The sequence below is a fragment of the Paenibacillus sp. M2 genome (assembly GCF_046713495.1).
Classification (GTDB): Bacteria; Bacillota; Bacilli; order Paenibacillales; family Paenibacillaceae; genus Paenibacillus; species Paenibacillus amylolyticus_B.
The window spans coordinates 3,758,568-3,776,961 of sequence record NZ_CP169648.1; the positions used below are offsets into that span (position 1 = coordinate 3,758,568).

The following is an 18,394-nucleotide window of genomic DNA, read 5'->3' on the forward strand; positions in this document are numbered from 1 at the left end:
TATTATGAATTATTCTCAATCCGTAGAAGCATTGTTCCAACCTATAGAGTTAGGTCACTTGAAGTTATCCAATCGGATCGTGATGGCGCCGATGACGCGTCAATTTTCTCCGGACGGTATCCCGGGTTCGAATGTTGCGGGCTATTACCGCCGCAGAGCAGAGAACGCAGTGGGGCTTATTGTGACAGAAGGGACAATAATTAATCATCCGGATGCATCCAATCAAGCCAATGTGCCGCACTTTTATGGCGAAGCTGCAATGAATGGTTGGGCACATGTTGTATCTGAAGTACATGAAGCTGGCGGTCGAATTATTCCACAGATCTGGCATATGGGAGCCAAGGGTCATGTTAATGATTATTCGGAAGCTGAGATTGCTACAATCGTTCAGGAATTCGCACAAGCAGCCTCAGAAGCGAAACGCGTTGGGTTCGATGGTGTTGAAATTCATGGAGCACACGGCTATCTGATCGACCAATTCCTGTATGAGAAAACCAACTCTCGTACGGATCGTTATGGTGGAGATATGATGGCTCGCACACGTTTTGCAGTTGAAGTGATTGAGGCTTGCCGTAAAGTAGTGGGATCGGAATTCCCTATTGTACTGCGTTTATCTCAGTGGAAGACAGATGATTATCAGGCTAAATTGGCTGAAACACCGGAATTACTGGAGCAGCTTCTCGCACCGTTGGTTCAAGCTGGAGTTGATATCTTCCACTGTTCCACACGCCGTTTCTGGGAACCGGAATTCGAAGGGTCTGATCTGAATTTTGCTGGATGGACCAAAAAACTGACTGGCAAACCAACAATTACTGTTGGATCGATTGGTCTTGATGGTGACTTTACAAGTCTGTTCACAGAAGGTAAAGGCGCAAGTAACGTCGGTATCGAGGGATTGGTACAACGACTTCAGAATGATGAGTTTGATCTGGTTGCTGTTGGACGTGCTATTCTGGTCGACCCTGAATGGGCTAAGAAAATTCAAGAAGGACGTACTGGTGATCTGGTTCCATTTACAAGAGAGGCGATGACTGTACTTACTTAATTGTAGTTATAATCATTAGGAATATGTATTAATCAAACACACCTTCAAGAGAATGAAACCTTGTCGTAAGATAGGGAGATCATCTTGGAGGTGTATTTGTAATAGCAACCAGAGTGAGTTATCCGGTGGAACTAAAGATGAAAGCCATAGAAATGAGACTGGCAGAGGTACAGGTATCTAAATGGAAAATTGCACTGCTTAGAGCAGAACAGCGAATCTTGCTAGGCCTGACAGACATCCCATGCATGTGACTATCTATTCATTAGTGCTAAGTGACAACAAGTGTTTTAGATTGTCATCAATAAATTGATTATCGGCACTGTTGATTCCACGACCAGCAAAATGGCCCCAGATCGATTGGATTGGTTTCAAGACAGCATTAGGTATACGCTTAGCTTCGTATTCATTATCGGCCGCAGTGCAGAAGAGATCCGTGCTTCCGGGCATGATACAGGCAAAAGCTTTTATGCTCTGAAGTGATTTATCAAAGTCTCCGTTATAGGAGGGGTTTGCACTGATATCTGCATGTTGACCTGTCCATAACATGGCCAGAACATTATGCGGATCCATATTCATAAAGCTATTTTCCCAGACACCAGCTACAAAATCCTCCAATGTGTCAAATCCCATCTCACGGTAAAGCTCTTCTCTATAAAACGCATGTGATAGTCCCCATCCTGCATAGACCCGACCAACGGCACGCATGTCTGTCGAACTTAGTTGGTTTAATTTACTTGAGTCGAAGCCAACTGCAGATAGCAGGGAAGCTTTCACGCCTTCCAGGACCACAAATGTGTGTGGCCAGGGTTTGGCGATGCCTCCGAAAGGTGCGATTCGTTCGACCATCTCCGGGTAACTTGCCCCCCATTGAAATGCCTGAATGCCTCCCATCGACCACCCGACGACGAGAGCAATCTTTTGAATACCGAATTTTTCGGTCAGCAGTTGGTGCTGGAATCGAACGTTGTCATAGATGGTTACCTGTGGAAAGTTAGCCCGATCGAATGGAAGAGGCGTGTTACTGGGAGAGGAAGAGAGTCCATTCCCCAGCAAATTGGGAACGATAATAAAATATTTCTCTGGATCCAGTGCCATCCCACTGCCAATAAGCCATTCATTCTGAACATGCTGATCCCCAAAAGCCGTTGGATAGACAATAACATTATCCTTCTGTTCATTTAATTTTCCGTATGTTTTGTAAGCAAGAAAAGCGTTTGGTAACGTCACTCCTGATTGTAAGAGTACATCACACAAATTAAAAATTTCATAATCCATCGTATAATAGCTCCCTTCAAAATGAAAAACCACATGTTCACTGTGATCTCTTGTACTCAGTATAGAGCTGTGATACCCTCAATAAAAGTGAATATAATTCAAGATAGTATTCAATAAAATTGAAAGATGAAGGGGGATCATCGGATGGAATTGCGTCAACTGAATACGTTTTGTACGGTTGCAACAACGTTGAATTTCACACGAGCAGCAGAAGCGCTGAGCTACGTTCCTTCCAACGTCACGATGCAAATTAAAGCATTGGAAGATGAGCTAGGTGTTCGCCTCTTTGATCGGTTGGGCAAGCAACTCGCGCTCACAACTGCGGGTAAACGCTTTTTAACACACGCCCAAGGCGTTCTTGAAAAAATGGACGAAGCTCGCAGTGCTGTCCATGATAATGAAAAACTAAGTGGTACCTTAACGATAAGTGCAAATGAGGTTATTTGCTCCTATCGGCTTCCACCTGTCTTCCAACGGTTTCGTTCCCAGCATCCGGGAGTTCGTCTAATCTTCCGCTCAGTTCCGAATCAAGAGCTCAAGCAAACGCTCTTTGAGGGAACCACGGATATTGTTTATATGTTGGATGAACCCATTCGCTCTAGTGGACTTTCCGTGGAACCTTTGCTGGAAGAACATTTCCGATTGTTAGCTGCTCCAGATCACACACTCGCCAAACGAACTGTGCTGCAATTGGAAGATTTTCATGAAGAAGTGTTCCTGACAAATGAGAAGGGTTGTCCATATCGAACGATGTTTGATCGGTCATTTGAGAAAGAGGGGATTGATAGCATTACATATTTAGAGTTTCAAAGTGCTGAAGCCATTAAACAATGTGCAATTTCAGGCATGGGTATTGCCTTTCTTCCTGAGATCGTCGTGGAGTCTGAAGTTGAACGTGGAGAACTTGTTGTCCTCCCATGGCAAATTCCGGACTTGCAGGTATATACACAGATGTTGTGGCATAAAGACAAATGGATTTCACCAATGCTGTTATCTTTTATAGAAGCAACCAGGGAAGTTTTTGGTTCACAGAGTGAGAATAAAACCGTATAGCTTATGTACGAGACATCAAACTGTTGAGCACAGTAAAACGCTGTTGAAAGTGGGGAAATATTATTTATGATTCCATTAGTATATGACCAGATTAACCATTGGGGAAAAGACGATGAATTTTTCCTTGCATTGTTAAAGAGACAAAAAGTAGAATTTATAGCTGACCTGGGCTGTGGAACAGGAAGATGGACCACTCATCTTGTTCAGCGCGGTTATAAAATTACCGCTATAGATCCCAATGAAGAAGCGATTGAGATGGCGCGAAGTAAAGATAATTCTGGAAATGTGAATTGGATTATAGGTGATAGTGCGGATTTACAAACCAATACCTATGATGCGGTGATTATGACAGCCAATGTTGCACAGGTATTTCTTACAGATGATAGTTGGAAGCGAGTGATCTCAGACGTATTCCGATCCCTAAAAATGGGGGGGCACTTTATTTTTGATACAAGAAACCCTTTGGTAAAAGTATGGGAAGAATGGGAGAAGGACAAAACTCCTGACTTCGCTAAAGATAGACTAAGCGGAGATCCTTTAGAAATTCACACAGAATATGAAGGGTTTGAGGGAGATATTTACACTTTCTATGAAATTGTAAAAAATACCAAAACAGACAAAGTGTTAGTTCATGAAAAAATGCAGCTGAGGTTTCGAAATCAAGAAGAATTCGAAGAGTCGCTGAAACAAATCGGTTTTTCAAAAATCAAAACATATGGTGATTGGGAATTTAAACAAGCAAATTCTGAGAATAGATCGTTTATTTTTCATTGTGTAAAATAGCAGTTAGTGAAGAAAATATCGAGGGACAAGTACCCATTGAACACAATTCTTATTCCTAAAATAGCTACAGACAAATTTCATTCAAATCCATTTAATGAAATTTGTTCATATATGATGAACTGGAGTATGATGGGGGAAGGCGATGCTGATAATTATCATATAATCAATACCAAGTATAGAGTGTAATTTTATATAGGTCTAAAGCTTTTGGACCCGGCTACACAACACCATAGTTCCTTGAAGGGGGACATCTGTTTTGGATGAGCAGTTTCTAGATTTATTGGCCGAGAAATATGATACGGAAGAAAAAATCATAACAGAGATCATCAACCTTGAAGCGATCTCCAATCTCCCGAAGGGAACCGAGCATTTTGTCAGTGATTTGCATGGGGAGTTTCAGGCTTTTCAGCATGTACTAAGAAACGGTTCGGGTACCGTCAAAGAGAAGATCAAAGAATTATTCCGGGAAACTTGGACGGATCAAGAAATCCATGATTTTGCGGCATTGGTTTATTACCCGGAAGAAAAAATACAGCTGGTTATAGGGGAACTGAGCAATAAACAGGCTTTGAACCAGTGGTATAGACTAACAATTGAACACATGCTTAAGCTTATTTCTTATGCCTCTTCCAAGTATACACGCTCAAAATTGCGTAAAGCTCTGCCGGAGCAATATGTATATATTGTAGAAGAGCTTTTATACAAGACGGATTCGACCAACAATAAGGATCCTTATTACGAGGAAATATATCGGCAAATTATATCCTTGGGCCAGGCGGACAATCTCATTATCGGCCTTGCTTATACGACACAACGCCTGGTGGTTGACCATCTTCATGTGGTTGGAGATATCTATGACCGGGGGCCGTACCCCGATAAAATTATGGATACGTTGATCAACTACCATTCTGTAGACATACAGTGGGGGAACCATGATGTCCTCTGGATCGGAGCCTACGCAGGTTCTCTGGTCTGCCTTGCGAATATTATTCGGATCTGCGCCAGATATGACAATCTGGACATCATTGAAGATGTATACGGAATCAATCTGCGCCCACTGCTAAATCTGGCGGAGAAATATTATGAAGACAATCCGTCTTTCAGACCTAAACTACAGGCTGGCCATAATTTATCGGAGCAGGAAATTCTGCAGATCACCAAAATTCATCAAGCCATTGCCATGATCCAGTTTAAACTTGAAAGCCCGATTATCAAAAGACGTCCATACTTTAATATGTCTGAAAGACTTTTGCTGGAGCAGATTGATTACGACAACAATGAAATCAACATCTGCGGAAAAACGTACCTGCTGGAAAACACCTGTTTTACCACTGTTAATCCGCAGAAGCCTGAAGAATTGCTGGAGGAAGAACGCCAGGTGATGGAAAAACTGCTGTTCTCCGTTCAGCATTCCGAAAAGATGGCCAGACATATGAATTTCCTCATGAAAAAGGGTAGCCTTTATTTAAAATACAATGGGAATTTGTTAATCCACGGCTGTATTCCTTTGGATGAAGAAGGAAATATGGAAGAAATGCAGATTGAAGACAAGACATATGCGGGCCGTCAATTGCTTGATGTTTTTGAGGATTATTTACGTTACGCCTTTGCACATCCGGAACAAACAGAAGATCTGGCGACGGATATGGTATGGTACATCTGGACAGGGGAATGTTCCTCACTCTTTGGCAAGAGAGAAATGACCACTTTTGAACGTTATTTTATTCAAGAAAAAGAAGCACATAAGGAGAAAAAAAATCCTTACTACCATTTACGTGAAAATGAAGAGATCTGTCGAAGAATCTTGCAGGAGTTTGATTTGAATCCGGATCATGGACATGTCATTAACGGGCACACGCCAGTCAAAGAAATAAGTGGAGAGAGCCCTGTTAAAGCAAACGGAAAAATGATCGTGATTGACGGCGGTTTTTCCAAAGCCTATCAATCCACCACAGGCATTGCCGGATATACCTTGCTGTACAATTCTTTTGGCATGCAGCTCGTCGCCCACCAGAAATTTAAATCAAAAGAAGATGTGTTATGCAACGGAACGGACGTATTGTCTGTGAAAAGACTGGTGGACAAAGAACTGGAACGGAAACTGGTGAAGGAAACCAATGTTGGGGAGAAGCTGCTGCAGAAAATCTCGAATTTGAAGGACCTTCTGGAGTATCGTAACCCTGTTCAATAGGAATTGCGGTTAGATCGTTAAAATCACTTTCAAGCATATGTTATAGCATGTACTTGAAAGTGATTAATTTTCTAATCGACATCAGATATTATTAATTTCATTGTATGAACAATCAATTCAATACGAGTAAATTTTGGATTGGTGGTATCCTTTGAAAGGAAGTTAGTGTACTTTAAATATCTCTTAAAGGTTGACAAATTGAATCATATCACACAAAATACATGCTATAGCATATATTAATCCTATATGTACAACTTAATGAAAGAAGGATAGCTATGTTCATTTTTATTACCGTTTTACAGATTCTTTTAGGTCTCTTTTTCCTATTCACAGGAAGCAAAATTATTTCGGGTAAAATGGCCGACGAATTCAAACGATTTGGATTGCCCTCTTACTTTAATGTTCTGACCGGTTCGTTTGAGATTGTGGGAGCCATTGGTATGATCGTTGGCATATGGATACCTATTTATGCACTTTTGGCGGGTGTGCTTCTAGGTGGAACGATGCTTGCTGGGGCGTTTACCTTGATTGTTTTAGCCAAAGACCCCATACAAAAGGCCATTCCTGCACTCATTTTGTTTGTTCTTAGCTTGATGGTGTCGATGTATCATTTCTTTTAAACGACTTATTTAAGCATGATGGCGATATAAAGTAGTTTGTAACAATCGTTCAGATCACCTATAATTGGTGTAAGAACATGATGAATGAGGGTACAACAATGGACTTATACGATGTGACTGGTTTTTTAATTCACCGTACTGATCTTAAGCTTACAAATTATTTTATCAAACAATTGAAACCTTATAAGGTCACGCCTGAACAATGGAGTATTATTTTTTATATGGATATTGATAAAGCTACGACTCAAAAAGAGCTGGCAGAGGCAATCGATCGGGATCAAACAACTGTCGTGAGGATGATACATTCGTTAGAACGTAAAGAAATGGTTCGACGTATGATTAATGATCAAGATAAGCGTTCACATCATTTATATTTGTCTCCTAAAGGAGAAGAAGTAAAGCAACAGTTGTTGTTAACGGTCAAAGACGCTCATAATTACGTCACACGAGGGTTAGAGCCGGAGGAACTAAAACAGTTAAAAGTAATATTAGAAAAACTGTACATGAATGTGCAAGAGGATTAAACGAATTGACACGCTAGGTTTTAAAGCCCCCCAAATACATGCTGTAGCATATATTTGGGGGGCTTTAAGCGACTCTGCTTTCTTCTTGCAATTTGCAAAGCAGGTGCACTCCTGGGAACTTGAAGAAAATGAACAGACGAATGTTAGGTGAATATCTAATTGAATTTACTTTCAGGCTCTTCACCATTTTCTACACGTTTTATATTATTTATAAAGAAATCATATCTTATTTTATGAAATTTCCGACCATCCGATGTGCTTATAAGTGTATCGAAATCCGTCATTTTCACCACGTCCTCAGATTGTACAACAGCTTTTCTTGCATAAGCCTGCACATTCATATCAAAAACCCTGCAAAACGAAGCCACTTCTTGCCCAATAGCGCCCAAACCGATAATCCCAATCGTTTTCCCCTTTAACTCACTCCCTGTATAGTCCAATTGATTCTCATCCATCAATCAATGCCAACGTTCCAGTCTTGCGGAAAATACGCTGTAATATTTGATTTTGCAGTTTCGTTAAAATAACCAACGATGAGAATTTTCATATCTATACCACCTTTCATAATCTATCCCATGCTAATCGTATGGAAAAGATTCCAGAATAACAATATAGCTCCTGATTTCAGTGAGTGGGGGGAGTATGTCAATGTTTGATTACTCTAATAGTGGAGCTAAAGCCAAGAAAATATTAATGAATGAAATTTACGAATAGACTTGATTCTGGAAGTTGCACCTGAGACTGAAGTTCTTCTACGTACTGCTGATGTATCAGATAAGCAAGCTGTTCAAAAATATGTAGATGATACGGTTCAAAAGACGTTTTGGTAAACCTGAAGAAGTAGGCCGTCTTGTTGCCTTCCTGTTATCTTAGGCAATGTCCTGATGAGGATACCTACAATGAAGAAAAAGAGCAGGTCATCCAGAAGATGGCTTGCTCTTTTCTTGCGCTGATTTTTTGATATCTACACTTCACTTCTAACGCGATCGCTCCTACTTACCTCGACTCTGGATAATATCCACCATCTGTTTAAGCGCCTTTTTGGCTTCGGGTATAGGAAAAACGGGGAAGACATGATTCATTTTGGGATACTCGAAATAGTTGATATCAACCGATTGCCGGGTAGCTTTTTCTTTGAATTTTCGGGCATCCGGAAGGAATAATTCATGTGTTCCTATAAACAGTGAAATTTTACCCAAATTTTTAATTTCCCCATGAATCGGACTGAGCAAGTAGTGTGAGCGAGGGGTTTCACCTGCATACCTTCTCCCAGACTCAACCAGCATGTCCCAGTTCAACATCGGCTCTTTATCCATCATGGCGATTACTTCAGGGTTGCTTAATGTAATATCAAGCCATGGAGACAGCAGAATAATGTCCTTGGGCTGTGGCAATCCTTGTTCCAATAAATATTGCGCAAAAGCCAAGGAAAGACCACCACCAGCAGAATCGCCCATTATGACGATGTTTTCCGGTTCAGTTATTTTTAATACATGCTCATATACCCTAAGAACACTCTCAATTGCATCCATGTACTGATAATTCGGTGCTTTCGGGTAAATTGGCGCATACACCGTGCAATGAAGTTGCTCCGTTAAGTTGTTTAAAAAATGCCAGTGCCATGTCAGCGGTTGCTCAACATATCCTCCACCAGGCAAATACAGAACAACTCGTTCGCCCGAGAGAGATTTGGATTTCAACATATACGTGTCTACCGGGAGACTGTGTTCTTTGGTAATATTATACTTCTGCTTAAGTTTGGCAGGTAATTCATAGGGCATGCTGTTACTCTTTCCGCGTTCCTCCATAAACTCATTCACATCAAGCTTCTTTTTGGTCATTCTCAGCAACAATTCGACTAAGAAACTTCGTATACTCCGCATCATATCGACCTCCTATATAAAGAATACTTGAATACAATCATAAAATATATTTAAATATAATTTAGTATCATAAATATTATTTTAAAGATAAGAGGGATGAAATGAATATTTCACAGTTGCAATATTTATTATCTGCTGCACAGTGGGGTTCATTCACGAAGGCCGCGAGCGTGCATCATCTCACCGTGCCAACGATTAGTCAGTCCATCAAACAATTGGAAGAAGAGATGGATACCGTTATTTTTTACCGTACCAAAAAAGGAGTCGTACCAACAGCAGAAGGAGAGCTTATTCTGCAGCATGCGGCAGCCGTCCTCAAAAATATTGAACACATGCAGAGTGCATTGCTCAGTTTCAAGGAAGAATCCTCAGTGTGCATCACGATTTCCACCATTCCTGGATTTGTTCCTCAAGTGGTGCAGACCATGTTGGAACTGATGAATACATATCCGACACTCAAAGTTCAGATGATCGAAGGAGATACACTAACGGTGATGAAACATGTTCAAGAGGGTTATGCGCACATGGGATTACTCTCATATAATAAAAGCCAACAGGACGATTTGTTCAAATGGGTTCCTATCGTTGAAGGCAACGCAGTGTTGATCATGAACAACCGGTCGTCATTACGCTTTTTTAAAACAATATCACCTGAAGACTTGCACAATGAAGTATTTGTTTTATACAAAGACGAACATATTGAAAATATCGCTCATACGTTAATTTCCACTAATCATACCAACCGTATCGCCTTGATCACGAATAACATCGATGCATTGTGCCAAATGATTGTTTACGGCAATGCTATAACGATTGCTCCAGATTTTATATTAAATGCGTTGTCTTCCACCTATCGTGAACAATTCGTAACAGTTCCTTTACAACAATTCAGCTCTGAGAAAGCCATCTTGGGGAGAATCACACGAACAGATGAACCGCTTTCTAACATGGTCGAAGAATTTACAACCAAGCTGGCTAACCTCGTGCAAAACCCAAAAGGCTCTTCGTTGGATCACCCGTAGTTCTTGAAGCTGGAGGAGATATCCCCGATGCGATTTCTAAGTAATAACGGTAGTAGACATTCTGATGCAGCATAGTTTATGACGCTCTACATAACAGATGATAACATTTTGTTTTTTTGAAGATGGTACACTTCAGGGATGGACTGCACGGGTTGGTGCGGAAAACCTCACAGTAACAGAAAAGGAAGCACATGAAGGGAAGTCAAGCATGTTGGTTACCAACCGTGAACGCTCCTATCATGGACCCATGTTCTCGATGAAAGAGCTGCTTCAGCGTAATCAATTATATGTAATTACAGCATATGTCAAGCTTACACAAGAGCCAGCTTCCGATTAAACGTTGCAGCTCACCGCGTATAAAAAAACGAATGCCGAAAGCTGGAATTCGATCGGCAGCGTGGAGATCGCTAAAGCGCAATGGAATACTTGGCATAAGGTCACTGGAACATTCCAGTACAGCGATGACCCTGCTGAGATGAAACTATTCATTGAAACGCCTTACATCTCTGAGGATAGCGTATGGCATTCTCTCTTTTGTAGGAAAAGACAAACATTAAATCATCGTTAGTTATCACTGTAAAGTCAGAACCCTCGTACTTGTGGAGAGAACGATCCATATGTACGGGGGTTCTTTTCGTGCAAACAACAAGTCATATTAACAATTTGTTATCGAAGCTATGGTTTTATCATGTTGACTTGGAGGGAGCCAATCTATACTTAAACCTACGGAGATTAAACAGAACCTTGGCTAACGTCTCTGAAACCAATAGAGAAAGAGGGGGAGCACACGAATGAGTAATGCCAAAGCCACCACACCCACCCAAGTCGATGTGATTCGTCCGAGTCCCCGGCGTACCAAACGCAAAAAAGGCTCCAGGCGAACGCTGGCACTGGATCTGATGTTATTGCCAGCAGTTATTTTGACGTTCATATTTGCGTACATACCGATGGGCGGATTGGTCATTGCTTTTCAGGATTATAAGCCCTGGCTCGGGTTTGCAAAGTCTTCCTGGATCGGACTGGAGCATTTCCAATTCCTGTTCAGTATGCCGGAGAATGTGCAGGTGATCTGGAACACCCTGATTATTGCAAGTTTGAAACTGATTGGAGGTCTGATTGCACCGCTGATCTTTGCCTTACTCCTTAACGAAGTACGAAAGGAAACCTTCAAGAAGAGTATACAAACGTTCGTTTATCTGCCGCACTTTCTGTCATGGGTCATACTAGGCGGAATTTTGCTGGACATGCTTGCAACAAAAGGTATGATCAATCAGTTTCTTGGGGCGGTGTTTGGTCTTGAACCGATCTTTTTCCTTGGGGATGGCACTTGGTTTAGAATGGTCGTTGTTACAAGTGATATCTGGAAGGAATTCGGGTTTGGTGCCATTATCTTTCTTGCCTCGCTGGCAGGCATTAATCCAGCACTATACGAGGCAGCTGAGGTAGACGGAGCAAGTCGCTGGCAGCAGACCTGGTCCATTACGATTCCGGCTCTCATTCCCATCATGATTGTTGTAGGAACGTTGTCCCTCGGGAATATCCTGAACGGAGGATTCGATCAGATTTTCAATCTGTATAATCCGCTCGTTTACGATAAGGGTGATATCATCGACACCTTTGTTTATCGGGTAGGTCTCATCGATGGTAAGTTTGGATTCTCGGCTGCAGTCGGACTTTTCAAATCGGTGGTTGGATTCGTGCTGATCGTAATCGCATACCGTGCAGCGTATAAATTTGCGAACTACCGTATTTTCTAGAAAGGAGACCTCACCGCATGTATCATAAAACCAAGCCGTACAAAGTATTCACCGTGTTTAACTATACGTTCTTAATTTTATTATCACTACTCTGTATAATCCCGTTGATCCACATTCTCGCAGTCTCCTTCAGCGGTAAAGCAGCCGCCAATGCGAATCTGGTTGGACTCTTTCCGGTTGAATTTACACTTGATGCTTATGAGAAAACATTGGCCAATGAGAACTTCCTTCGTTCCCTATGGATTGCAATACAGCGAACCGTGCTGGGTACAATCCTGAGTATGGTTATTGTCACGCTGGCGGCCTACCCTTTATCCCGGGAGAATCGCAGCTTCAAACGACGTAACATCTACACCTGGTATTTTGTATTTACGATGCTGTTCAGCGGAGGATTAATTCCATTCTACATTCTTATCCAGAAACTCAATTTACTCAACACGATGTGGGTGCTTATCCTTCCTGGAGCGGTATCTGTCTGGAACATGATTCTTTTATTGAATTTCTTCCGCAACGTTCCCAAAGAGCTGGAGGAGGCTGCCTTCATCGATGGTGCGGGTTACTTTCGAACATTGATCTCTGTCTTTTTGCCCGTGTCGATGCCAGCCATCGCTACACTCTCCCTGTTCTCCATGGTAGGGCACTGGAACGCCTGGTTCGATGGGTTGATTTTCCTGACGGATCACGAAAAGTATCCATTAGCCACCTTCCTCCAGACGATCATCGTACAGCAGGACTTCAGTAAAGTTTCCGTGCGGCCCGAAGACCTGGAGAACATCTCACAACGGACGATCAAGGCAGCTCAGATATTCATTGGCATGGCACCGATTTTGGTTGTATACCCCTTACTGCAACGCTTTTTTGTTAAAGGGATTGTACTTGGTGCTGTTAAAGAGTAAGACGGATTTAGATCTAACCAATTTAGAATGATATGGGGGAGACAACATGTTTAAAACATGGCAAAAACCGCTTCGCATATTGATGGCTGCCACAATGTTATCTGGTGTGCTCGCAGCATGCAGCAATGAATCGACATCAGAGAAAAAGCCTAGCGACAGTAATGAATTTTATTCCGCTCCGTTTGAAAATGGTAAATATGTTGAACCGGTTACCATTTCGACTGTATTTCCGATCACCAGCAGCTTGAAGTTCAAAAATGGGGAAAACATTGAAAATAACGTTCATACGAAGTGGGCTCACGATACACTGGGGATCGATATTAAATACTTATGGACGGTGAGTGAACAAAATAATGCGTACCAGACCAAACTTCGTCTCATGTTAACCTCGGGTCAGAAAATGCCGGATATTATCTCTTTCCGTGGTGACTCTACGCTAATCAGTGATTTGATCGAATCGGGTCAATTCACGGATGCGGGGGAATTATTTGATAAATATGCCTCCGATGTATACAAAAAAGCGATGGCGGAAGATCCAAACGTATGGAACCCGTATATGCGTGATGGCAAACGTATGGCTATTCCTATTCTGGAGAACGCTTACAATAATGATCCCGTCATGTACATTCGGGAAGATTGGCTCAAGAAGTTAAACTTGAAAGCACCAACCAATTTAGCCGAGTTGGAAACGGTGATGGATGCCTTCGTCAATCAAGATCCGGATGGCAACGGCAAGAAGGATACGATGGCTCTGTCTGTAGGTTTCAAGAATGATCTGAACACCTGGATGTCGGAATCCGGCTGGATTTTTGGCATGTTTGGAGCGATGCCTAATCAGTGGAACAAAGCCGCAGACGGTTCACTTGCCTACGGCTCCATCCAGCCAGAGATGAAACCCGCACTGACGAAAATGAAAGAATGGATGGAAAAAGGATACATTGATAAGGAAGCGGGACTTTATGATGAGCCCAAAGCAACGGAGGCGTTTACTGCAGGCAAGTCCGGTATAATCGTTGGCCCTTACTGGATGACAGGCTGGCCGCTCCCGGATCTGCAAAAAAACGTGCCTGATGCTGAGTATAAAGCATATCCACTTCCGGCCGGCCCTGACGGGAAGATGGGACGACATGGAACGCCAATAAGTACAGGAGCCGTTCTCATTAATAAGGATATGGAACATAAAGATGCATTCTTTGTATATCAGAACTATTTGTTTGATCACTGGGCTAATCCGGACAGCACAACGTTCGTGCACGGATTTGCTAAAGGTTATGATTATGACATCGCTCCAGACGGAACCGTCTATAAAGAACTGCAAAGCGACAAAATTCCTGGCGGCTGGATTGATGCGATCCGTTATACGTTGACGTTTGACGGCGCGATTATCCCTAACCTGATGATGAATACCCTGGCAGAACTTGCAGGGGGTAAAGAACCAACCACTCAGTATGAGAAAAACCTGGCAGACCGTATCCCTGAACAGATTAAGGCCGCCAAGATTGTCATTGACCAAAAAGATATTATCATGCCTGAGATGTTCACGGGTGTACCCACGAAAACACAAGTTTCCCGAGGCGATATGCTGAGCAAGCTGGAAAAGGAAGTGTTGAATAAAATCATTTATGGTCAAGCACCCGTTGATGATTTTGATGCATTTGTGCAACAGTACATGTCTTCTGGCGGTAAACAGATCACCGAAGAAGTAAACGCATGGTATGACACGATAAAATAAAAAACGAACCGCTCTTCATCTACAAGGAGTTTCATTTACCTGTGTACATGAAGTGCGGTTTTTTAACTTTATTGCTCCCGGTAATCCTGAGGCGTCATACCGAATTTATCGCGAAACACCTTGATGAAGTATTGGGAGTTGGCGTAGCCCAGTTTATCGGAAATCTCATATACCTTATCCTGCGAATGATTAAGCAGGTAGAGGGCAAGATCCATCTTGACACTTAGAATGTACTCACTCAAGCTGATGCCTTGAATTTGTTTGAACAGCTTGGAGACATAAACCGGATGCAAGGATACATGATCCGCGATCGATTGGAGACTGAGGGAGTGCAGATTGGCAGAAACAAACGTCTTGATCTGATGTATGACATCATGTTGCTCATCTAAAGACTGTTCCTCCAGCTTCGTTCGCAGCCGATCAAGCATGTTTTCAGCCCAATCTGTAAGTTGGGATACAGACCGAAAAGGCATACGCGGAACCCATTCGTTTCCGACCAAATCGGATAACAGCGCATGATTTTTGTGGGCAATGTAATGAAAAGCCGATAACAATATAATCTGAATCTCATCCAGATGTTCTTCAGTTTGTTCAGGCAGCGTGCTATACCCAGTCTCAATTCGGTGCAGACGTTCTTTGAATACTTCCCATTGTCCCGTTTCAAGCAAATAATTGAAGGTTGGTGGTTCATATAATATATGCAAGGAACGAATGGACACAGGACGATAGCTTTCCTGAAGGGAAAGGAAGTACCCTGTACCGTTACCTACCTGCTTTTTCAGAGCGGACTGGGCTTGCTCATACATGTCCCGGATATCATGCTGGAGTTTACCCTTCTGGCTCAGGATGACGGAAATGCCACCTTTCAGATATTCATTGACATTATGATGCAGCTGTAGGGAGATATGCGTGAGACCCTGATTCTGATCCTCCAGCTGATCCTGCTCCGGCAATTGCTTACTGTGACTTAACTTTAACAAGAAAACCAGATAATCGTAATGATCACGACAATGCCAGGTATGAAAAGCTGTGTTGTATAACTCACATGCGATGTTGGTCACGGCATACTCAAACAACTGCAAGCTGCTCGTTGTATGCCTGGTGAAATGTTCTTCCAGGCGTACCAGAACGAGTTGAACTTCATCTTCGGCATGGAAGGGCAGATGATAGTGTGCCAACTTGTCGTTCAAAGCATCTTCTGCATAACGATTACCTTCAATCAACTGATTCAGCAGCCTGTCCTTCAACGAAGGCAGGTGCTCGCGAAACGAGTTCATCGCCTGTTCATAGGACAAGGCTCTGCGGATTTGTTCCTCAATGGAAAGTACTGTTTTTTCCAGACATGCCGCCAGTTTTTCGACATCAAGCGGTTTTAGCAAATACTCAACAACCCCGTGTCTGGTCGCTTCTTTCGCATACTCGAACTCGGCATAACCGGTGAGCAAAATACAGGGCAGGTTGGGTTTAGACGCCTTGATCTGCCGAATCAGCTCAAGTCCGTTCATCACCGGCATTGAAATATCGGTAATCACGATATCTACGGTCTGTTCATCCAGAATGGATAAAGCCTGCATTCCGGAATATGCTTTGTGAATACGCTCGATCCGATATTCATCCCATGGAAATGAGATCTCAAGATCGTCAATCACATAGGATTCATCGTCAACTAACAGAATCTGATGCATCTGCAATATCCCCCTTATGTATAGTAATGATGCACAGGGTACCTTCATATAAGCTGGATTGAACGGACAAGCCCGATCGTTTACCATATGTGAGTCTGATTCGCTGATTGACATTTCGAACTCCTGTTCCGATCTGTTCCTCTGGGCGGGTTAGTTCATTCATGTGTTTGCAGATCAGTGACAGTCGCTCTTCCGGCATGCCTACACCATTATCTGCAACGATGATACGGATGACCTCATGGTCCTGCTCCGCGCGAATCGTAATTTTCCCTGAACTCATGGAGGGTTCAATCCCATGTTTGACCCCATTTTCAACGAGTGGCTGCAAAATCATACGAGGGATACGGACCGAGAGAAGCTCTTTGGGTACATCGATATCAAAAGTGATCGTTTTTTTTCGCATATGAATAATGGACATGTAATGATTCACAAAACGAAGCTCTTCACCCAGCGTCGAATCCATATCTTCAATACGATGAATATAACGGCAGTAGGAAGCCAGCTCCAAGGTCATGGCTGTGACCGATTCATAATCCTTTACACTCGATTTGCTCTGGATATAGTTGAGACAGTTGTATAGGAAATGGGGATTGATCTGAGCCTGATACTGCTTGAGTCTGGCCTCTTTGACGGAAAGTTCTCCAATAAGGACCTGCTCAATTAATGTCTGCGTATTCTCAGCCATTCGGTTGAACGATCGACCCAGGATTTCAAATTCCATAATATGGGTTTCGTCGACACGGCTGGAGAAATCTCCCCGGTCAAACCGGTCGATCGCTTTACGCAACCGAATAATGGGTTGTTGAATCTGATTACGCAGAGCCAAGATGTACAAAAGCGAAAGAAGCAGCAGGGCTACAAGTGCCAGCACAAACAGCGTATTGTTACGTGAAATCGATTGCTGAAGCTGATTGGTTGGATGATAGTCGATAAAGTACAAATCCAGAATACTTGCTTTCATATAAGTAATGAAGTAATTCCTGTCCTGAAAGGAGATTTCAAAGAAACCTCTGTCATTTCTGAGCTGTGGAACAACCTGAGCATCAGCCTGGGCAAGTCCAAGGGAGCCTGAACCTCGAATGGCTGTTTTAAAATGGGAATCATACAGCATCGGTGTTCCGGATGTATAATCAGACATCATTTTCTGCAAAACATCTAATGAGATCCTGATCTCGATATACATCGGCCCTCGATGTCCCTTGGTGAGATGTGAATAATAACCTGTACCATCCTTGTTCATATGTAATATCCATTGATCGAGCGGATCTTTGGACATGGAGAATGATCGAAATGAAAACTGGGGATCAGAAGATACCGTGTCCTTTTGATCCGGATAATACAAAATAATGGTATTGTTCCATGAGGTGGAAGCACTGTTTAATGCCAGCTTCTCAATGAGCTCCAGCTTGGCCTTGTATTTAGCAAAATCATTTCCGTAATGAAGAACATATGTATAACCTCTGACGGATTGATCCTCTGATAATGTTAGCGCATTCATTAATACCTGCTCAAATTGATTCGATAGCTGGGAGGACATGAATCGCACTTCGCCCAATTTATTCTTTTCTAACTCTCGTTGAATATCTTCCACATTTAATCGATAGATCCACCAGAAGATCAGTACAATCAGCATAAACATCAAAACTAGACCGAGTGCCAGCTTTGAAAAAATAGAGCCGTTCTCTGTGGGACACTTTTCCTTCAACATGTCATTTCCTCCTGTAGAATAAGAACGATCATCTCTAGCTTTATTCTACAATATCTAGCTTTATAAGGGGAGGGAACATGAGGACAAGGGGCTTACAAAAGACACCACTTAAAGGTGGATGTCAACGAACAGAACCCTGGAGCTGCGTAATTCTATAGTAAATGGGGTTTGTATAAATCGGACGCTCCGAATTCGATGGTCCTATGCCAAATATAAATAT

Annotated in this window: 16 protein-coding genes; 11 read left to right on the forward strand and 5 right to left on the reverse strand. The window is 42.4% G+C overall.

Going from position 1 to position 18,394, the window contains the following annotated elements; genetic code table 11:
• The first annotated feature begins 4 nt into the window (after positions 1–4).
• Positions 5–1,045, forward strand: a complete 1,041-nt coding sequence (locus ACETMN_RS16930; RefSeq protein WP_179198704.1) for an NADH:flavin oxidoreductase — start codon at positions 5–7, stop codon at positions 1,043–1,045.
• A 255-nt stretch (positions 1,046–1,300) separates the two neighbouring features.
• Here the strand turns inward: ACETMN_RS16930 and ACETMN_RS16935 are convergent, their stop codons facing one another.
• Positions 1,301–2,320 (reverse strand): alpha/beta fold hydrolase, encoded by a 1,020-nt coding sequence (locus ACETMN_RS16935; RefSeq protein ID WP_091021027.1) that lies wholly within the window; start codon positions 2,318–2,320, stop codon positions 1,301–1,303.
• A gap of 144 nt (positions 2,321–2,464) precedes the next feature.
• Between ACETMN_RS16935 and ACETMN_RS16940 the strand changes: the two genes are divergently transcribed.
• The 5 genes from ACETMN_RS16940 to ACETMN_RS16960 all read left to right on the forward strand — a co-directional run bounded on the left by ACETMN_RS16940 (position 2,465) and on the right by ACETMN_RS16960 (position 7,491).
• On the forward strand, positions 2,465–3,373 hold the full coding sequence (locus ACETMN_RS16940; protein WP_091021028.1) for a LysR family transcriptional regulator: 909 nt from the start codon (positions 2,465–2,467) through the stop codon (positions 3,371–3,373).
• Positions 3,374–3,439: 66 nt separating this feature from the next.
• Entirely contained in the window at positions 3,440–4,156 is a 717-nt protein-coding gene (locus ACETMN_RS16945) for a class I SAM-dependent methyltransferase (protein ID WP_105598894.1), read from the forward strand.
• Positions 4,157–4,412: 256 nt separating this feature from the next.
• Complete coding sequence (locus ACETMN_RS16950) at positions 4,413–6,347, forward strand: fructose-1,6-bisphosphatase (protein WP_091020168.1); 1,935 nt, start codon at positions 4,413–4,415, stop codon at positions 6,345–6,347.
• 269 nt (positions 6,348–6,616) lie between these two features.
• The gene (locus ACETMN_RS16955; protein ID WP_256975369.1) at positions 6,617–6,967 is read left to right on the forward strand and encodes a DoxX family protein; all 351 of its coding nucleotides are present in this window, start codon (positions 6,617–6,619) and stop codon (positions 6,965–6,967) included.
• A 98-nt stretch (positions 6,968–7,065) separates the two neighbouring features.
• Positions 7,066–7,491, forward strand: coding sequence for a MarR family winged helix-turn-helix transcriptional regulator (locus ACETMN_RS16960; protein ID WP_091020165.1), 426 nt, complete (start codon positions 7,066–7,068; stop codon positions 7,489–7,491).
• A gap of 155 nt (positions 7,492–7,646) precedes the next feature.
• Here the strand turns inward: ACETMN_RS16960 and ACETMN_RS16965 are convergent, their stop codons facing one another.
• Both ACETMN_RS16965 and ACETMN_RS16970 read right to left on the reverse strand, forming a co-directional pair.
• Entirely contained in the window at positions 7,647–7,946 is a 300-nt protein-coding gene (locus tag ACETMN_RS16965; RefSeq protein WP_256975367.1) for an NAD(P)-dependent oxidoreductase, read from the reverse strand.
• Positions 7,947–8,483: 537 nt separating this feature from the next.
• Complete coding sequence (locus tag ACETMN_RS16970) at positions 8,484–9,377, reverse strand: alpha/beta hydrolase fold domain-containing protein (protein WP_256975366.1); 894 nt, start codon at positions 9,375–9,377, stop codon at positions 8,484–8,486.
• 98 nt (positions 9,378–9,475) lie between these two features.
• Here ACETMN_RS16970 and ACETMN_RS16975 point away from each other — a divergent pair, with 98 nt between their 5' ends.
• From ACETMN_RS16975 to ACETMN_RS16995, 5 genes are all read left to right on the forward strand, one after another.
• The gene (locus tag ACETMN_RS16975; RefSeq protein ID WP_091020161.1) at positions 9,476–10,396 is read left to right on the forward strand and encodes a LysR family transcriptional regulator; all 921 of its coding nucleotides are present in this window, start codon (positions 9,476–9,478) and stop codon (positions 10,394–10,396) included.
• Positions 10,397–10,493: 97 nt separating this feature from the next.
• On the forward strand, positions 10,494–10,733 hold the full coding sequence (locus ACETMN_RS16980) for a carbohydrate binding domain-containing protein (protein ID WP_091020160.1): 240 nt from the start codon (positions 10,494–10,496) through the stop codon (positions 10,731–10,733).
• Positions 10,734–11,295: 562 nt separating this feature from the next.
• Positions 11,296–12,153 carry an ABC transporter permease gene (locus ACETMN_RS16985; protein ID WP_256975368.1) on the forward strand — a complete coding sequence of 286 codons (858 nt, stop codon included), beginning with the start codon at positions 11,296–11,298 and terminating at the stop codon, positions 12,151–12,153.
• A gap of 17 nt (positions 12,154–12,170) precedes the next feature.
• Positions 12,171–13,049, forward strand: coding sequence for a carbohydrate ABC transporter permease (locus ACETMN_RS16990; protein ID WP_091020156.1), 879 nt, complete (start codon positions 12,171–12,173; stop codon positions 13,047–13,049).
• 46 nt (positions 13,050–13,095) lie between these two features.
• Complete coding sequence (locus tag ACETMN_RS16995; protein ID WP_091020154.1) at positions 13,096–14,781, forward strand: extracellular solute-binding protein; 1,686 nt, start codon at positions 13,096–13,098, stop codon at positions 14,779–14,781.
• Between the two features lie 68 nt (positions 14,782–14,849).
• On the opposite strand, the gene ACETMN_RS17000 is transcribed toward ACETMN_RS16995, so the two are convergent.
• Together ACETMN_RS17000 and ACETMN_RS17005 are read right to left on the reverse strand one after the other, a co-directional pair.
• Entirely contained in the window at positions 14,850–16,466 is a 1,617-nt protein-coding gene (locus ACETMN_RS17000) for a response regulator (RefSeq protein ID WP_179198665.1), read from the reverse strand.
• A complete protein-coding gene (locus ACETMN_RS17005) occupies positions 16,444–18,174 on the reverse strand; it encodes a sensor histidine kinase (protein WP_091020151.1) in 1,731 nt (576 codons plus the stop codon). Before ACETMN_RS17005 ends, ACETMN_RS17000 begins: the two co-directional genes overlap by 23 nt.
• Positions 18,175–18,394: the final 220 nt, after the last annotated feature.

What these genes read in the sequence shown, in the direction of transcription:
- ACETMN_RS16930 (WP_179198704.1), top strand. Translation starts at nt 5, where the DNA reads ATGAATTATTCTCAATCCGTAGAAGCATTGTTCCAACCTATAGAGTTA.
- ACETMN_RS16935 (WP_091021027.1), bottom strand. Translation starts at nt 2,320, where the DNA reads ATGGATTATGAAATTTTTAATTTGTGTGATGTACTCTTACAATCAGGA.
- ACETMN_RS16940 (WP_091021028.1), top strand. Translation starts at nt 2,465, where the DNA reads ATGGAATTGCGTCAACTGAATACGTTTTGTACGGTTGCAACAACGTTG.
- ACETMN_RS16945 (WP_105598894.1), top strand. Translation starts at nt 3,440, where the DNA reads ATGATTCCATTAGTATATGACCAGATTAACCATTGGGGAAAAGACGAT.
- ACETMN_RS16960 (WP_091020165.1), top strand. Translation starts at nt 7,066, where the DNA reads ATGGACTTATACGATGTGACTGGTTTTTTAATTCACCGTACTGATCTT.
- ACETMN_RS16965 (WP_256975367.1), bottom strand. Translation starts at nt 7,946, where the DNA reads ATGGATGAGAATCAATTGGACTATACAGGGAGTGAGTTAAAGGGGAAA.
- ACETMN_RS16970 (WP_256975366.1), bottom strand. Translation starts at nt 9,377, where the DNA reads ATGATGCGGAGTATACGAAGTTTCTTAGTCGAATTGTTGCTGAGAATG.
- ACETMN_RS16975 (WP_091020161.1), top strand. Translation starts at nt 9,476, where the DNA reads ATGAATATTTCACAGTTGCAATATTTATTATCTGCTGCACAGTGGGGT.
- ACETMN_RS16980 (WP_091020160.1), top strand. Translation starts at nt 10,494, where the DNA reads ATGATAACATTTTGTTTTTTTGAAGATGGTACACTTCAGGGATGGACT.
- ACETMN_RS16985 (WP_256975368.1), top strand. Translation starts at nt 11,296, where the DNA reads ATGTTATTGCCAGCAGTTATTTTGACGTTCATATTTGCGTACATACCG.
- ACETMN_RS16990 (WP_091020156.1), top strand. Translation starts at nt 12,171, where the DNA reads ATGTATCATAAAACCAAGCCGTACAAAGTATTCACCGTGTTTAACTAT.
- ACETMN_RS16995 (WP_091020154.1), top strand. Translation starts at nt 13,096, where the DNA reads ATGTTTAAAACATGGCAAAAACCGCTTCGCATATTGATGGCTGCCACA.
- ACETMN_RS17000 (WP_179198665.1), bottom strand. Translation starts at nt 16,466, where the DNA reads ATGCATCAGATTCTGTTAGTTGACGATGAATCCTATGTGATTGACGAT.
- ACETMN_RS17005 (WP_091020151.1), bottom strand. Translation starts at nt 18,174, where the DNA reads ATGTTGAAGGAAAAGTGTCCCACAGAGAACGGCTCTATTTTTTCAAAG.